Here is a 15,067-nt window from a genome sequence, read left to right as displayed (position 1 = left end):
AACGAAATTGCGCAAAAACAGGCGTTTCGTCAACGCGACGACAAGCGCAAACGTTCTACAATGACGCCTGCCTTCGGACGTCTACTTTTTCATGCGCTCATCTTTTCTGTCTGGCCGCTTTCGGGCGGTTGCCACACGTGCCGCGCTCGCTATCGGCGCGGCCTTCATCGCCACTGCGGCATTCGCCAATAACGTCATTGTCCTGAACTCGGCTGAAGCCACGCTGAGTCTTATCGACGAAAACACGCGCCAGGTCGTCGGCACCGTGCCCACGGGCAAGGAACCGCATCACTTGATGCCCACGCCGGACGCGTCGTCACTGATCGTTGCGAATTCGGTATCGAACAATCTCATGTTCGTCGATCCGAAAACCGGCGCCGTGCAGCGCTGGGTGCAGGATATCGAAGACCCGTATCAGATCGGCTTTTCGCCGGATCGCAAGTGGTTCGTGTCGACGGGTCTGCGGCTCGACCGCCTCGATATCTATCATTTCGACGGCAAGAATTTGACCGTGGCCAAGCGCTTGCCGCTCGCCACCATGCCGAGCCATATCGCGTTTTCGAACGACAGCACGACCGCGTTCATCTCGCTGCAGGTGTCGAACGAAATCGCCGCGATCGACCTGGCGACGCAGACGGTCAAGTGGAAGATGAAAGTCGGCCCGACGCCCGCGGGCGTATGGTTCACGCCGGGCGACAAGTATTTGCTCGTTGGTATGACGGGCGCGGATTACGTCGCCGTGGTGGACTGGCGCAATCAGAAGATCGTCAAGACCATCACGACCGGCAAGGGTGCGCATAACTTCCGCTCGCTCGTGGACGGCAAGCATGTGGCCGTGTCGAACCGGGTGGCGAACACCATCAGCATCATCGACGAAGACACGCTCACGAACGTCGGCGATATCACGGGCCTCTTGCCGGGGCCGGATGACATGGAACTTTCCGCCGACAAGAAGTATCTCTGGGTAACGTTCCGTTTCGCGAAGCATGTCGGCGTGATCGACCTTGCGGATCGTAAGCTGATCCAAACCATCAAGGTTGGCCGTTCGCCGCACGGAATCTACTTCTTCAATCGCGCGCCGGTGACCTCGCCTAACGGCGCCTGAGGCTGCCCGCGAAAGCAGAGGGAAAAGGGCGCTTGCGGGCGCCCTGTATTACGATTGAGTCAGGCCGTATTGAGTCACACGGAGCATCATGTTTCATTCCATTCTTTCGTCGCTCGACAGCTTCGTCTCCGCCCTGCAGACCATGCTCTACGTGGACGTGGTCCAGCCGTTCCTGTTCAAGGTCGGCCTCATGGACTATGACGAAGACACCTACGACGCTCTTTACTGGGTGATCGTCGGCGTGCTGGAAGTGCTCGCGATGTACGCCGTGCTGCGCCCGCTCGAAGCGCTGCGCCCGGCCGAGGAATGGCAGGATCGCAAGGGCGTGCGTATCGACGTGCTTTATACGTGGATCGTCAAGCTCGGCATTCTGAACCTCTTTTTCTTCTTTACGTTCCAGCCGGTTTTCGATTCGCTGCAAAGCTGGCTGCGCCTGCATGACATCCCGAATCTGGAAATCGACAATCTCTGGCCGGGCGTGACCACGCAACCCATGGTCACGTTCGTGATCTATCTGGTGCTGCTGGATTTCGCCGGTTATTGGTATCACCGGCTGGAGCATCGCATCGGCATCTGGTGGGAACTGCACGCGGTGCATCACAGCCAGCAGCAAATGTCGCTTTGGTCGGACGACCGTAACCATCTGCTCGACGACATCCTGCAGGCGGGGTTCTTCGCCACTGTCGCGCTCGTGATCGGCGTGGAGCCGTCGCAGTTCGTCGTGCTGGTCGCCATTACGAACCTCATGCAAAGCGTGCAGCACGCCAATATTCGCCTGCATTACGGCTGGCTGGGCGACCGGCTCTTCGTGAGCCCGGCGTTTCATCGTCGTCATCATGCAATCGGCTTCGGCCACGAAGGCACGGCGTACGGCTGCAACTTCGGCGTGCTGTTCGCGTTCTGGGACATTCTCTTTCGCTCGGCTTCGTTCGACCGCACCGTGGAGCCGACCGGTATTCGCGATCAACTCGGCGCGCCGGGCGTCGCGCCCGTGCGTTACGGCGACGGCTTCGTCGAACAGCACTGGCTCGCGTTCAAGCGGATCGGCGCGCGTTTGTCTTCGCGTCGCGCGAGTTCGGCTTCCGACAAAAGCTCGGCGGCTGTCTGAGTCTCCATCACCAGCGCCCGTTCGGTGCGCTGGTTTATGCTGTCGTTTCTACTCTCTTCGTCGAATCACGCATGAATGACTTGCTGCGTTCGTTCGTGCGCGCCATTGCGCATGCCTTTCACCCACGCATGCTCTGGCTGACTTTCATGCCATTTGCGGTCGCCACGCTGAGCTGGGGCGCGGTGCTCTGGTTCTTCTGGCAGACGCTGACAGGCGCGGCAACCGGTTGGCTCGACGGCTGGGCGCTCACCGCCGCGATGTACCGCCTGTTCGATGCCGTCGGCTTCTCCTCGCTGCATGCGGTGATCGCGCCGTTTTTCGTCGTCATCATGGCGATTCCGCTGATCTTCGTGACCGTGCTGCTGCTGATCGCCACGCTCTCCATGCCAGGCGTCATCAAGCTGCTCACGCGCCGGCCGGGCGGTCATTACGCGCTGCTCGAAGAGCGTCACGGCGGCTCGTGGTATGGCAGTCTCGGGCACTCGGTCATCACCACGCTCGTTTGCCTGATCGCGCTCGTCGTCACGTTGCCGCTGTGGCTCATTCCACCGTTTTTCGCGCTGATTCCACCGCTCTTGTGGGGCTGGCTCACCTATCGCGTGATGACTTACGATGCGCTCGCCGTGCACGCGAGCGCCGAGGAACGCCGTGTGATCGTGCGTGATGCGCGCTGGCCGCTGCTTGTCATTGGCATCGTGAGCGGCCTGCTCGGTTCGGTGCCGACCATGTTGTGGGCCTGGTCGGTATGGCTCTTGCCACTCTTTCCCGTGGTCGCGGCTGCGACCATCTGGGCATACGCATTCATTCTGGTGTTTTCGGCGCTCTGGTTCGCGCATTACTGCCTGCACGCGCTCGAACGACTACGGGCGAATGCGGCGCCTCAAGTGCCGGCCATCACCGTTCCATTCTGAGAAGGAGCATTCATGGGCATTGGCGTCATCATCATCGGCGACGAGATTCTTTCAGGCCGGCGCACGGACAAGCATCTGCCGAAAATCATCGAATTGCTGAGCGCGCGCGGGCTTTCGCTCGATTGGGCCGAATACCTCGGCGACGATCCCGCGCGTATCACCGCGACGCTCGCGCGCACCTTTGCTTCGAGCGATATCGTGTTTTCGACCGGCGGCATCGGCGCGACACCCGACGATCACACGCGTCAATGCGCGGCCAAGGCGCTCGGCCGGCCGCTCGAACTGCAACCGGAAGCGGCGGAACTGATCCGCGAGCGCATCCGCGAGACGGCCGGCGACAAACCGTATGACCTCGATTCGCCGGAGAATCTGCATCGGCTGAACATGGGGACGTTTCCGCAGGGCGCGGCGATCATTCCGAACAGCTACAACAAGATTCCGGGCTTTTCCGTCGGCGATCATCATTTCGTGCCGGGCTTTCCCGTCATGGCGTGGCCAATGATCGAATGGGTGCTCGATACCAAGTACGCGCATCTGCATCACGCGACGCCTTATATCGAGCGCTCGTTGCTCGTGTTCGGGTTGCCGGAGTCGCGCATCACGCCGCTCATGGTGACAATCGAACGCGATTTCGACGGCGTGCGCGCCTTCAGCCTGCCGAGCGTGGGCGATGCCGCGCGCGGCGCGCTCTATGCGCGTTCGCATATCGACCTCGGCGTGAAGGGCGAGCCGGATCAGGCCAACGCCGCGTTCGAAGTGTTGCGCGAGGGCGTGCTCGCCCTGGGCGGCGAAGTGGTCGAAGCGCCGCCGGAGGACGCGGCGTGATTCTGCTCGAAGTCATCGCAACGACCGTTTCCGACGCGCGCGCCGCCGAGCGTGGCGGCGCCAATCGGCTTGAACTGATCACGGCGATCGGCGAGGGCGGGTTGACGCCGAGCATCGGCCTGATCGAGTCGGTGGTGGAGGCGGTGCGCATTCCGGTGAACGTCATCGTGCGGCCGCACAGCCGTTCTTTCGTCTACGGTGCCGACGATTTCGCGGTCATCGAACGCGACGTCCGCGCAATCGCGAAGACGGGCGCCAACGCGATCGTCGTCGGCATGTTGAACGCACATGGCGATGTCGACACCGAAGCGCTAGAGCGCGTAATCGATGCCGCCGACGGTTTGCCGCTCACCTTCCATCGCGCGATCGACGAAGCCCGCGATTTACCCGCTGCGTTCGAGACGCTTTTGCGCTTCGACGCCGTCACGAACTTGCTGACATCGGGCGGCAAGCCATCCGTGCTGGAAGCCGGACCGGTTATCAAGGCGCTCGTCGCGCAAGCGGCGGAAACGCATTGCACGGTGCTCGCGGGCGCTGGTTTCATCGTGGATGCGGTCGCACCGTTCGCCGCCGCGACAGGCGTGAAGGCCGTGCATTTCGGCTCTGGCGTGCGCGTGGATGGAAAAGGCTCGGAGCCGGTCGACGAATTACGCGTGGCGCGCGTGCGGGTGTTGCTCGACGCAGGCGAGTGAACGAACGGCGACGCTTATGCGCCCATCCAAGGCAAGCCGCGAAAGCACCATCCCGACACCGTCTTCCGATGCCCTTGCCCGTTTTTGTCTCCCTCGAAACCTTCGAGCAGGTCATACGCTTTCATGAACCCTTCTTTCTGCGCGGCGACCGCGGCGAGCTTGGAGCGCGCGGCGCTGCGGCACAGAAAGAGCACCGGCGTATCCGGAGTGGCGACCTGCCGCAATTGTTCGATAAACTCGCCGTTCGGCACCGAGCCGGGATAGCGAATCCATTCGATATGCGCGTACTGCGCGCCATCGACAGCGGGACGTCCGACCCAGTCGAGTTCGGCGCGTGTGCGGACATCGACGAGACGCGTACGCGGGTCGAGTTGCAGCAGTTCGAAGGCTTCGGCGGGAAGGAAGGCGCCCGCGTAGGTCAGCTTGTTTTCCGTGGCCCGTTTCGCGGCCTGGCCATAAAGTTGTTCGAGCGTGCTCATGGCGCGTAGTCTCCGGTAAAGCGCAAAAATTCATTTTAGCGTGCCAGACTCTGAGCGGTGCCGAGGGCTGGAATCGCGACAACCTTACTGCGTCAAATTGGTGCAAGATAAGACGAATGCACGAAAATCGGGCGCGCCTCGGTAGATCCGAATTGTCGCGCACCGAATTAGTGCGAACGGTCGGCTTACGACTAAGCGGCCGGCTCGATAAAGCATCATCGTTTCACAAAAAACGCGCGCCGCTTCAAATGCTTAGCGCAAGTTTGGTGCGCTTGGCATGGAAGCTGCTTTTCAAACCACGATTGTTTCAGCGGTACAGGATTCGGTCGGGGCGGCGAAAGGTTTTCGCCGACTTTTGTTAATCAGGAGATAGGTAATGAGTAAATCCGTGGCCGACGTCATTCAGCTCGTCAAGGACGAAGACGTCAAGTTTGTCGATTTCCGCTTCACCGACACGCGCGGCAAAGAACAACACGTTTCCGTGCCGGTCTCGGCATTCGACGAAGACAAATTTGAAAGCGGCCACGCTTTCGACGGTTCGTCCATCGCCGGCTGGAAGGGCATCGAAGCATCGGACATGTTGCTCATCCCCGATGCGGATACCGCGTTCATCGACCCGTTCTACGAAGAGTCCACGCTGGTTCTGACCTGCGACGTGGTCGAGCCGGCCGACGGCAAGGGCTACGAGCGCGACCCGCGTTCGCTGTCGAAGCGCGCTGAGGCATATCTGAAGAGCTCGGGTCTCGGCGACACCGCGTTCTTCGGTCCGGAGCCGGAATTCTTTATTTTCGACTCGGTGCAATGGAACACGGATCAGTCGGGCACGTTCGTCAAGATCGGCTCGGAAGAAGCGCCGTGGTCGTCGGCGAAGGAATTCGAAGGCGGCAACACCGGCCACCGTCCGGGCACGAAGGGCGGCTATTTCCCGGTCGCGCCGGTCGACACGTTCCAGGACATGCGTTCTGAAATGTGCCTGTTGCTCGAACAGATCGGCATTCCGGTCGAAGTTCACCACCACGAAGTGGCGGGCCAGGGCCAAAACGAAATCGGCACCAAGTTCTCGACGCTGGTTCAGCGCGCGGACTGGCTGCAGCAGATGAAGTACATCATCCACAACGTGGCGCATACGTACGGCAAGACGGCGACGTTCATGCCGAAGCCTATCGTCGGCGACAACGGTTCGGGCATGCACGTTCACCAGTCGATCTGGAAGGACGGTCAGAACCTGTTCGCGGGCAATGGCTACGCGGGGCTGTCGGAATTCGCGCTGTTCTACATCGGCGGCATCATCAAGCATGCACGCGCGCTGAACGCGATCACGAACCCGGGTACGAACTCGTACAAGCGTCTCGTGCCGCACTTCGAAGCGCCTGTGAAGCTGGCTTACTCGGCTCGCAACCGTTCGGCATCCATCCGCATTCCGCACGTGAGCAATCCGAAGGGCCGCCGTATCGAAACGCGCTTCCCGGATCCGCTCGCGAATCCGTACCTGTGCTTCTCCGCGCTGATGATGGCGGGTCTCGACGGCGTGCAGAACAAGATTCATCCGGGCGAAGCCGCGGACAAGAATCTGTACGACCTGCCGCCGGAAGAAGATGCAAAGATCCCGACCGTGTGTGCCGGCCTCGATCAGGCACTCGACGCACTCGACGCGGATCGCGAGTTCCTGACGCGCGGCGGCGTGTTCACGGATTCGATGCTCGACGCGTACATCGAACTGAAGACGAACGAGCTGCAACGTTATCGTCAGTCGGTGCATCCGGTCGAGTTCGAGATGTACTACTCGCTGTAAGCGCCGCCAACGCATGACGTCGATGCGCTTCGTAGACGGCTGGTCGATGAAGCGCGCGGCGCATGCCCTAGGCGAACACGAAAAAGGGACGGCGCGCCGTCCCTTTTTTTAATCGCCGCGTGGCTGACGCGCGTCACATGCAGTCACAAAGAAAGAAGAAGATCGAGTTTCACGAGCGACCTCATTGGCCACCCTTTTTAAAGCTCGATGGTGCTTAAGAATCTGATCAAGGCCCGCAAAGGGCATGCCGACGCACTCTCCGACGACACCCAACTCGCGGGAACCGGTCTTCTGCCGGGACTCGAAGCGTTGCCGACCGTCGTGCTCGTGCTCGACAAACGCACGCAGCGCATCGCGTACGCGAACCCGTCGGCGGAGTCGATGCTGGAGATGTCGCGCAAGCAACTCACGCAGACGCACTGGCCCAATCTCTTCGCCAACTCCGAGGAACTGGCGACGACCATCGCATCCATCGCGGAAAACCGCTTCAACGCGACGCGGCTCGATGCCATGCTTGAACGCCCCGGGCGCGAGGCGTTTCACGTGCATGCGATCGTCGCGTATCTGGAAGTCGCCACCGATTACGTGCTGCTCGAACTCTTCGAGAACGAACGGCATTTGCGCACCGACCGCGAAGAGCGCATTCACGATCTCACGGCGGTGAACAAGCAGCTCATCCGCAACCTCGCGCACGAGATCAAAAACCCGCTCGGCGGCATTCGCGGGGCCGCGCAACTGCTCGAATTCGAACTCGGCGCACGCGAACGCGACGAGTTGCGCGAATACACGCAGGTCATCATCAAGGAATCGGATCGGCTGCAGACGCTCGTCGATCGCTTGCTGGAACCGCACCGGCATCCGCATATCGTGGGCGATGTGAACATCCACGAAGTCTGCGAGCGCGTGCGCGCGGTGATCCTCGCGGAGTTTCCGCGCGGCCTCACCATCGAACGCGATTACGACGTGAGCGTGCCCGACCTGCGCGGCGACAAGGAACAACTGATACAAGCGCTCCTCAACATCGTGCGCAACGCGGCCGAAGCGTTGAGAGAGCGCATCTCGCAAGGCGACGCGAAGATCGAACTGCGTACGCGCATTGCGCGCAAGGTGACCATTGGCAAAAAGCTGCACAAACTGGCATTGGACTTGCATATCACTGACAACGGTCCCGGCATTCCTAGTGAGATTCGCGACCGGATTTTCTTTCCGCTCGTGTCGGGCCGGGAAGATGGCAGCGGTCTGGGTCTTACGCTCGCGCAGTCGTTCGTGCATCAGCACGACGGGCTGATCGAAGTGGAGAGCAAGCCCGGTTGCACCGAGTTCGCCATGCTGTTGCCATTCGGAAACTGAGGATCATCGACCTGAATCCAAACGACGCACATTCCTGGCCGCCAATTTACGACGCGATTGCGCTCCAAGCCTTGAAGCCTGACCGTTTCGACGGGCTCACACCGAACCACACGAAGACTTCTCGCCGAACGATATGAAGCCGATCTGGATAGTAGACGACGACCAATCAATCCGATGGGTGCTTGAGAAAGCACTCGCACGTGAGAACTTCACGACGCGCAGTTTCTCCGGCGTGCGCGATGCGCTCGCCGCGCTCGAGCACGACAGCCCGCAAGTGCTCGTCTCCGACATCCGCATGCCAGGCGGTTCGGGCCTCGAATTGCTGCAAACGGTGCGTGACCGCTTGCCGGGCTTGCCAGTCATCATCATGACGGCGTTCTCGGATCTGGATAGCGCGGTGGCCGCATTCCAGGGCGGCGCGTTCGAATATCTCGCGAAGCCTTTCGATGTCGACAAGGCCGTCGAGCTGATCCGCCGCGCCGTCGACGAGTCCATGCGTGGCGAGTCCGCCTTCGACGAGCGCGTGACGGAAACGCCCGAGATGCTCGGCCAAGCGCCGGCCATGCAGGACATGTTTCGCGCCATCGGCCGATTGTCGCATTCGGCGGCGACCGTGCTCATCACGGGCGAATCAGGCACCGGAAAGGAGCTTGTCGCGCGCGCCTTGCACCGACATAGCCCGCGCGCGAACGGACCGTTCATCGCGCTGAATACGGCGGCGATTCCAAAGGATCTGTTGGAATCCGAACTATTCGGTCACGAGCGCGGCGCGTTCACCGGCGCGCAGGCCATGCGGCAAGGGCGTTTCGAGCAAGCGGAAAACGGCACGCTGTTTCTCGATGAAATCGGCGACATGCCGTTCGACTTGCAGACCCGCTTGCTGCGCGTGCTCTCCGATGGACAGTTTTATCGCGTGGGCGGACACAATCCGCTCAAGGCGAACGTGCGCGTGATCGCGGCGACGCATCAGAATCTCGAATCGCGCGTGCGGCAGGGTTTGTTTCGCGAGGACTTGTATCACCGGCTCAACGTGATTCGCCTGCGCTTGCCCGCGTTGCGTGAACGCAGCGAAGACATTCCCTTGCTCACGCGGCATTTTTTGCAGAAGAGCGCGCGTGATTTGGGCGTCGAGCCTAAGCGTGTCTCGGACGAAGCGATTGCTTACCTGGCGTCGCTGCCGTTTCCGGGCAACGTGCGCCAGTTGGAGAACTTGTGCAACTGGCTGACGGTGATGGCGCCCGCGCAAGTCATCGAGCAGAAGGACTTGCCACCCGACCTCACGCCGCGACAGGACTATGCGTCGGCGGAGAGCATTGCGGTGTTGCCCGATGGCGCGATGACGGCGGGGCCCGCAGTCACCAACGGCGTCGCGGCGCCGTTGGCCGGAACGCCGGCTGGCGTTTGGGAGAACGGCTTGCGCACGGAAGTCGCGCGCCTTTTGCGTGAGAATTCGGCCGACGTCATGGAGGAACTCGCGCGCCGTTTCGAGGCTGCCGTGATTCGCGAAGCACTCGACTTCACGCGCGGCCGGAAAGTAGAAGCGGCCGAGCGTCTGGGCATTGGCCGCAATACCATCACGCGCAAGATTCAGGAACTGCATCTGGACGCGTGATTTGGAGCAAATGGGGTCAGCCGAGCGTCGCGATCACCGGCGCGTGGTCGGATGGCTGGTCCCATTTGCGCGGCGCTTTATCGACTTCGCATGAAGTGCATAGCGCCGAGAGTTCCGCCGACAACAAGATATGGTCGATACGCAGACCCATATTGCGGCGGAAGGCCATCATTCGATAATCCCACCACGTGTAGAGCTTTTCGGGCTGCTCGAACTTGCGGAAGGCATCGGTCAGGCCGAGTTCGACGAGTTGCACGAAGTGCGCGCGCTCCTCGGGCGATACGAGATTCTGTCCTTCCCACGCTTTCGGGTCGTGCACGTCGCGGTCGTCTGGCGCGATGTTGTAGTCGCCGAGTAACGCGAGCTTCGGATGATGCGCCATCTCACCGCGCAGCCATTCACGCAGCGCGTCGAGCCAGCGCATCTTGTAGGCGAACTTCTCGGTGCCGGGCGCCTGGCCGTTCGGAAAATACGCCGACACAATGCGCACGCCTTCCACCGTCGCCGCGATCACGCGCTGCTGCAAATCCTCGAAACCGGGGATATTGCGAATGACGTTCACCTCGTCCACTTCCATGCCGTCGCGCACCAAAATGCCGACGCCGTTATAGGTCTTCTGTCCCGCGAACCAGCTTTTGAAACCGACAGCCGCGAGTTCGGCGCGCGGAAACTTTTCGTCGGGGAGCTTGAGTTCCTGAAGACACAGGACGTCGACGTTGGAGGAAGCCAGCCAGTCGATGACGTGCTGCTGGCGGACTTTGAGCGAGTTGACGTTCCAGGTGGCGATTTTCATGGGGACGACGATTATCTTTGGTTCTGGTGAGGTCGAGTGCGCCGGACTTCGTGCGCAAGGCAATTCAAGTGCGGATAGCCATCCCGAATGATACCGCCATGTCATGGCGGATCGGCTTCGGCAGCCTGGCGCGTGCTTCGCAAAGCTGCGGTCGAAGCGCCTCTTTACACCATTTTTACACCGCCCCCTCCAACCTTATCCAACCCTTTACGCGTCCTCCCCTAATCTCCACCCTATCCGAAAACCGATAGGGGAGAACGTCTCAATGGACCTGCTTTACCTCGCCGGCATAGCCCTGTTCTGGGCCCTGTGCGTGGCCCTCACGCGTGGCTGCGCGCTACTGCGCAACCGCGTTCAGGGAGGCCGCGCATGAACGCCTGGATGATGTGGCTCGCCGCCGCCTCGACGCTGCTGCTCTTCGCGTACCTCGTTTATGCGCTTCTCGACGCGGAGAACCTCGAATGAACGCCAATTCGCTGATGCAGACAGCACTCTTCATCGTCGTGCTGATCGCGCTCGCCATCCCGCTCGGCCGATACATCGCGAACGTGCTCGATGGCTCATCGGTGATCGTGAGAAAGACACGACCCGTCGAACGATTCATCTATCGCATGGCTGGCGTCGACCCCGAAGCGGAAATGTCGTGGAAGCACTACGCACTCGCCGTGCTGCTCTTCAACGCGCTCGGCACGCTCGCGTTGTACGGCTTGCTGCGCGTGCAGCATCTGCTGCCCGCCAACCCGCAAGGCTTCGGCGCGATGACGCCCGACGCCGCCTTCAACACCGCCGTGAGCTTCGTGACCAACACGAACTGGCAGGACTACGGCGGTGAAAGCACGCTCGGCTATCTCGCGCAAATGCTCGGCCTGACCGTGCAGAACTTCCTTTCGGCGGCGACGGGCATTGCTGTCGTCATCGCGCTGATTCGCGGTTTCAAGCGGCATTCGGTGCAGACCATCGGCAACTTCTGGGTCGATCTTACGCGCACCACGTTGTACGTGCTCGCGCCGCTTGCGGTCGTGGTGTCGGTGTTGCTCGTGAGTCAGGGCGTGATCCAGAACTTCAAGGCGTATCGGGACGTCTCGACGCTGCAAGTCACGACGTATCAGACGCAGTCGACGGACGCGCAAGGCAAGGCCGTCACGCAAACGCTCAAGAACGACAAGCAAACGCTGCCGATGGGCCCCGTCGCGTCGCAGGAAGCCATCAAGATGCTCGGCACCAACGGTGGCGGCTTCTTCAACGCGAACTCCGCGCATCCGTACGAGAACCCGACGCCGTTTGCAAACTTCGTGCAGATGCTCGCCATGCTCGTCATTCCGGCGGCGTTATGCGTCGTCTTCGGGCGCATGGTCGGCGACAAGCGGCAAGGCTATGCGGTGCTCGCGGCCATGACCATCGCGTTCGCCGCGGCCTGCTGGAGCGAGATCGCGGCGGAACAGTCGGGCAATCCGGTCTATGCGTCGCTGCATGTCGATACGACCGCGTCCGCGCTGCAATCGGGCGGCAACATGGAAGGCAAGGAAACGCGCTTCGGCATTGCGCAATCGGGCATCTTCACGGTGGCGACGACCGCGGCCTCATGCGGCGCCGTCAACAACATGCACGATTCGCTGACGCCGCTCGGCGGGCTCGTGCCGATGCTGCTCATCCAGCTTGGCGAAGTGATCTTCGGCGGCGTCGGGTCGGGGCTCTACGGCATGCTCGTGTTCGCGTTGCTCGCGGTGTTCGTCGCGGGGCTGATGATCGGCCGCACGCCCGAATACGCAGGCAAGAAGATCGAATCGTTCGAGATGAAGATGGTGTCGATCACCATTTTGCTCACGCCGTTCATCGTGCTCGCGGGCACCTCGATCGCCGTGCTGAGCGTGGCGGGAACGGCAGGTATCGCCAATCCCGGCGCGCACGGCTTCTCCGAAGTGCTCTATGCCTTCAGTTCCGCCGCCAACAACAACGGCAGCGCGTTCGGGGGCCTTTCGGTGAACACGCCGTTCTATAACGTCCTGCTCGGCATCGCGATGTGGTTCGGCCGCTTCGGCTCGATCATTCCGGTGCTCGCCATCGCGGGATCGCTCGCGGCCAAGAAGCGCCTCGCGGTGACGGCGGGCACGCTGCCCACGCACGGACCGCTCTTCGTCGTGTTGCTGCTCGGCACGCTGGTGCTGGTCGGCGCGCTCACGTACGTCCCCGCGCTCGCGCTCGGGCCGGTCGTCGAGCATCTCGGCATGATCGCCGGCCACTGAATCTCGAGGAAAGCATGAATCAAATGAATCAAGCGCCGCTGCATCGTCCGGACAATACCGGGCAGACGCGCACGGCGGCCCGTTCGATGTTCGATCCCGCGCTCGTGAAGCCCGCGATCGTCGATTCGTTCGTCAAGCTCGCGCCGCGCACGCAGTTGCGAAACCCCGTGATGTTCTGCGTGTACGTCGGCAGCATTCTCACGACCGTGCTCTGGATCGCCGCGCTCGCGGGCCAGGCCGAAGCGCCCGCGGGCTTCATCCTCGCGATCGCGTTATGGCTGTGGTTCACGGTGCTCTTCGCCAACTTCGCGGAAGCGCTCGCGGAAGGGCGCTCGAAGGCGCAGGCGGCGTCGTTGCGCAACGCCAAGCACAACGTGGTCGCCAAAAAGCTCAACGAGCCGCATCCGAAGTCGCCGATCCGCATCGTCGCATCGACGGATCTGCGGCGCGGCGATGTCGTGCTCGTCGAAGCCGGCGACGCGATTCCCGCCGATGGCGAAGTGATCGAAGGCGTGGCATCGGTCGATGAATCCGCGATCACGGGTGAATCCGCGCCCGTGATCCGCGAGTCGGGCGGCGACTTCTCGTCGGTGACGGGCGGCACGCGCGTGCTGTCGGACTGGATCGTCGTGCGAGTGAGCGTGAATCCGGGCGAGGCGTTTCTCGACCGTATGATCGCCATGGTCGAAGGCGCGAAGCGTCAGAAGACACCGAACGAAATCGCGCTCACCATCTTGCTCGTCGCGCTCACGCTCGTCTTGCTGTTCGCCACCGCGAGCCTCTTGCCGTTCTCCATGTTCGCCGTCGATGCCGCGAAGGCGGGCCACGTAGTGAGCATCACCGCGCTCGTGGCCTTGCTCGTCTGCCTGATCCCGACGACCATCGGCGGCCTCCTGTCCGCCATCGGCGTGGCGGGGATGAGCCGCATGATGCAGGCGAACGTCATCGCGACCTCGGGCCGCGCGGTCGAAGCCGCCGGCGATGTCGACGTGCTCCTGCTCGACAAGACCGGCACGATCACGCTCGGCAACCGGCAGGCGTCGTCGTTCGCGCCCGCGCCGCGGGTCGATGAACGCGAACTCGCCGATGCCGCGCAACTCGCCTCGCTCGCCGACGAAACGCCGGAAGGACGCAGCATCGTGGTGCTGGCCAAGCAACGCTTCAACATCCGCGAACGCGACATGGCCAGCTTGCACGCGACGTTTCTGGCGTTCTCCGCGCAGACGCGCATGAGCGGGGTGGATCTTCCCGACCGCGAGATTCGCAAGGGCGCGGCGCTCGCGGTGAAGAAGTACATTGAGGAACACGGCGGGCGTTTTCCGCAGGAAGTGCAGAGCGCCGTGGATGAAATCGCGCGACGCGGCAGCACGCCGCTCGTCGTCGCGGAACGCATGCTCGAAGGCGGCGCGCGCGCGCTCGGCGTGATCGAGCTGAAGGACATCGTGAAGGGCGGTATTCGCGAGCGCTTTGCCGAACTGCGCAAGATGGGCATCAAGACCGTGATGGTGACGGGCGACAACCGCCTGACCGCCGCCGCGATTGCCGCCGAAGCGGGCGTCGACGATTATCTCGCCGAAGCCACGCCGGAGACGAAGCTCGCGACCATCCGCGCGCATCAGGCCGAAGGGCGGCTCGTGGCGATGACCGGCGACGGCACCAACGACGCGCCCGCGCTCGCCCAGGCCGATGTCGCCGTCGCGATGAACACCGGCACGCAGGCCGCGAAGGAAGCGGGCAACATGGTCGATCTCGATTCGAATCCGACCAAGCTGATCGAGATCGTCGAGATCGGCAAGCAGATGCTGATGACGCGCGGTTCGCTCACCACGTTTTCCATCGCCAACGACGTGGCCAAGTATTTCGCGATCATCCCGGCCGCGTTCGCGACGACGTATCCGCAATTGCGCGTGCTCGACGTGATGCATCTCGCGTCCCCGTCGTCGGCGATTCTCTCGGCGGTGATCTTCAACGCGCTGATCATCGTGTTTCTGATTCCGCTCGCGTTGAAGGGCGTGAAGTATCGTGCGCTCGGCGCAGCTTCGCTCTTGCGGCGTAATTTGCTGATCTACGGGCTGGGCGGCATCGTGTTGCCGTTTCCGGTCATCAAGCTGATCGACATGACCATCAGCGCACTCGGCTGGCAATAATGGAGATGAA

The 15,067-nt window shown here is 62.0% G+C and carries 13 protein-coding genes; 11 read left to right on the top strand and 2 right to left on the bottom strand.

The features are described from left to right. Positions 1–91 precede the first annotated feature (91 nt). The 5 genes from ACYQ47_RS30780 to ACYQ47_RS30760 all read left to right on the top strand — a co-directional run bounded on the left by ACYQ47_RS30780 (position 92) and on the right by ACYQ47_RS30760 (position 4,641). On the top strand, positions 92–1,105 hold the full coding sequence (locus ACYQ47_RS30780; protein ID WP_459908531.1) for a YVTN family beta-propeller repeat protein: 1,014 nt from the start codon (positions 92–94) through the stop codon (positions 1,103–1,105). An 88-nt stretch (positions 1,106–1,193) separates the two neighbouring features. Further along, a complete protein-coding gene (locus ACYQ47_RS30775) occupies positions 1,194–2,213 on the top strand; it encodes a sterol desaturase family protein (protein WP_310395477.1) in 1,020 nt (339 codons plus the stop codon). A 71-nt stretch (positions 2,214–2,284) separates the two neighbouring features. After that, positions 2,285–3,124 (top strand): EI24 domain-containing protein, encoded by an 840-nt coding sequence (locus ACYQ47_RS30770; protein ID WP_459908529.1) that lies wholly within the window; start codon positions 2,285–2,287, stop codon positions 3,122–3,124. A 12-nt stretch (positions 3,125–3,136) separates the two neighbouring features. Continuing rightward, on the top strand, positions 3,137–3,949 hold the full coding sequence (locus ACYQ47_RS30765; protein WP_459908527.1) for a competence/damage-inducible protein A: 813 nt from the start codon (positions 3,137–3,139) through the stop codon (positions 3,947–3,949). Then, on the top strand, positions 3,946–4,641 hold the full coding sequence (locus ACYQ47_RS30760; RefSeq protein WP_459908525.1) for a copper homeostasis protein CutC: 696 nt from the start codon (positions 3,946–3,948) through the stop codon (positions 4,639–4,641). The genes ACYQ47_RS30765 and ACYQ47_RS30760 overlap by 4 nt, the downstream gene beginning before the upstream one ends. A gap of 14 nt (positions 4,642–4,655) precedes the next feature. Here the strand turns inward: ACYQ47_RS30760 and ACYQ47_RS30755 are convergent, their stop codons facing one another. Next, entirely contained in the window at positions 4,656–5,120 is a 465-nt protein-coding gene (locus ACYQ47_RS30755; RefSeq protein WP_459908523.1) for a rhodanese-like domain-containing protein, read from the bottom strand. A 376-nt stretch (positions 5,121–5,496) separates the two neighbouring features. Here ACYQ47_RS30755 and glnA point away from each other — a divergent pair, with 376 nt between their 5' ends. The 3 genes from glnA (at position 5,497) to ntrC (ending at position 9,874) form a co-directional block, all read left to right on the top strand. After that, positions 5,497–6,912 (top strand): type I glutamate--ammonia ligase, encoded by a 1,416-nt coding sequence (gene glnA, locus ACYQ47_RS30750; RefSeq protein ID WP_244827585.1) that lies wholly within the window; start codon positions 5,497–5,499, stop codon positions 6,910–6,912. Positions 6,913–7,119: 207 nt separating this feature from the next. After that, positions 7,120–8,262, top strand: coding sequence for a nitrogen regulation protein NR(II) (glnL, locus tag ACYQ47_RS30745; RefSeq protein WP_244827586.1), 1,143 nt, complete (start codon positions 7,120–7,122; stop codon positions 8,260–8,262). A gap of 133 nt (positions 8,263–8,395) precedes the next feature. Beyond that, positions 8,396–9,874: a nitrogen regulation protein NR(I) gene (gene ntrC, locus ACYQ47_RS30740; protein WP_459908520.1), complete on the top strand. Its 1,479-nt coding sequence runs from the start codon at positions 8,396–8,398 to the stop codon at positions 9,872–9,874. Between the two features lie 16 nt (positions 9,875–9,890). On the opposite strand, the gene xth is transcribed toward ntrC, so the two are convergent. After that, entirely contained in the window at positions 9,891–10,667 is a 777-nt protein-coding gene (xth, locus tag ACYQ47_RS30735; protein WP_244827588.1) for an exodeoxyribonuclease III, read from the bottom strand. Positions 10,668–11,036: 369 nt separating this feature from the next. Between xth and ACYQ47_RS30730 the strand changes: the two genes are divergently transcribed. Genes ACYQ47_RS30730 through kdpB form a run of 3 tightly spaced genes read left to right on the top strand, consistent with a single transcriptional unit; the run spans position 11,037 to position 15,057 of the window. After that, a complete protein-coding gene (locus tag ACYQ47_RS30730) occupies positions 11,037–11,132 on the top strand; it encodes a potassium-transporting ATPase subunit F (protein WP_244827589.1) in 96 nt (31 codons plus the stop codon). Next, the gene (gene kdpA, locus ACYQ47_RS30725; protein ID WP_459908517.1) at positions 11,129–12,910 is read left to right on the top strand and encodes a potassium-transporting ATPase subunit KdpA; all 1,782 of its coding nucleotides are present in this window, start codon (positions 11,129–11,131) and stop codon (positions 12,908–12,910) included. The genes ACYQ47_RS30730 and kdpA overlap by 4 nt, the downstream gene beginning before the upstream one ends. Before the next feature lie 14 nt (positions 12,911–12,924). Continuing rightward, a complete protein-coding gene (gene kdpB, locus ACYQ47_RS30720; RefSeq protein WP_284507704.1) occupies positions 12,925–15,057 on the top strand; it encodes a potassium-transporting ATPase subunit KdpB in 2,133 nt (710 codons plus the stop codon). Positions 15,058–15,067: the final 10 nt, after the last annotated feature.

Source organism: Caballeronia sp. HLA56 (genome assembly GCF_054655155.1).
The sequence above is the reverse complement of the archived record's forward strand: the minus strand, read 5'-3'. Positions and strand labels throughout refer to the sequence as shown.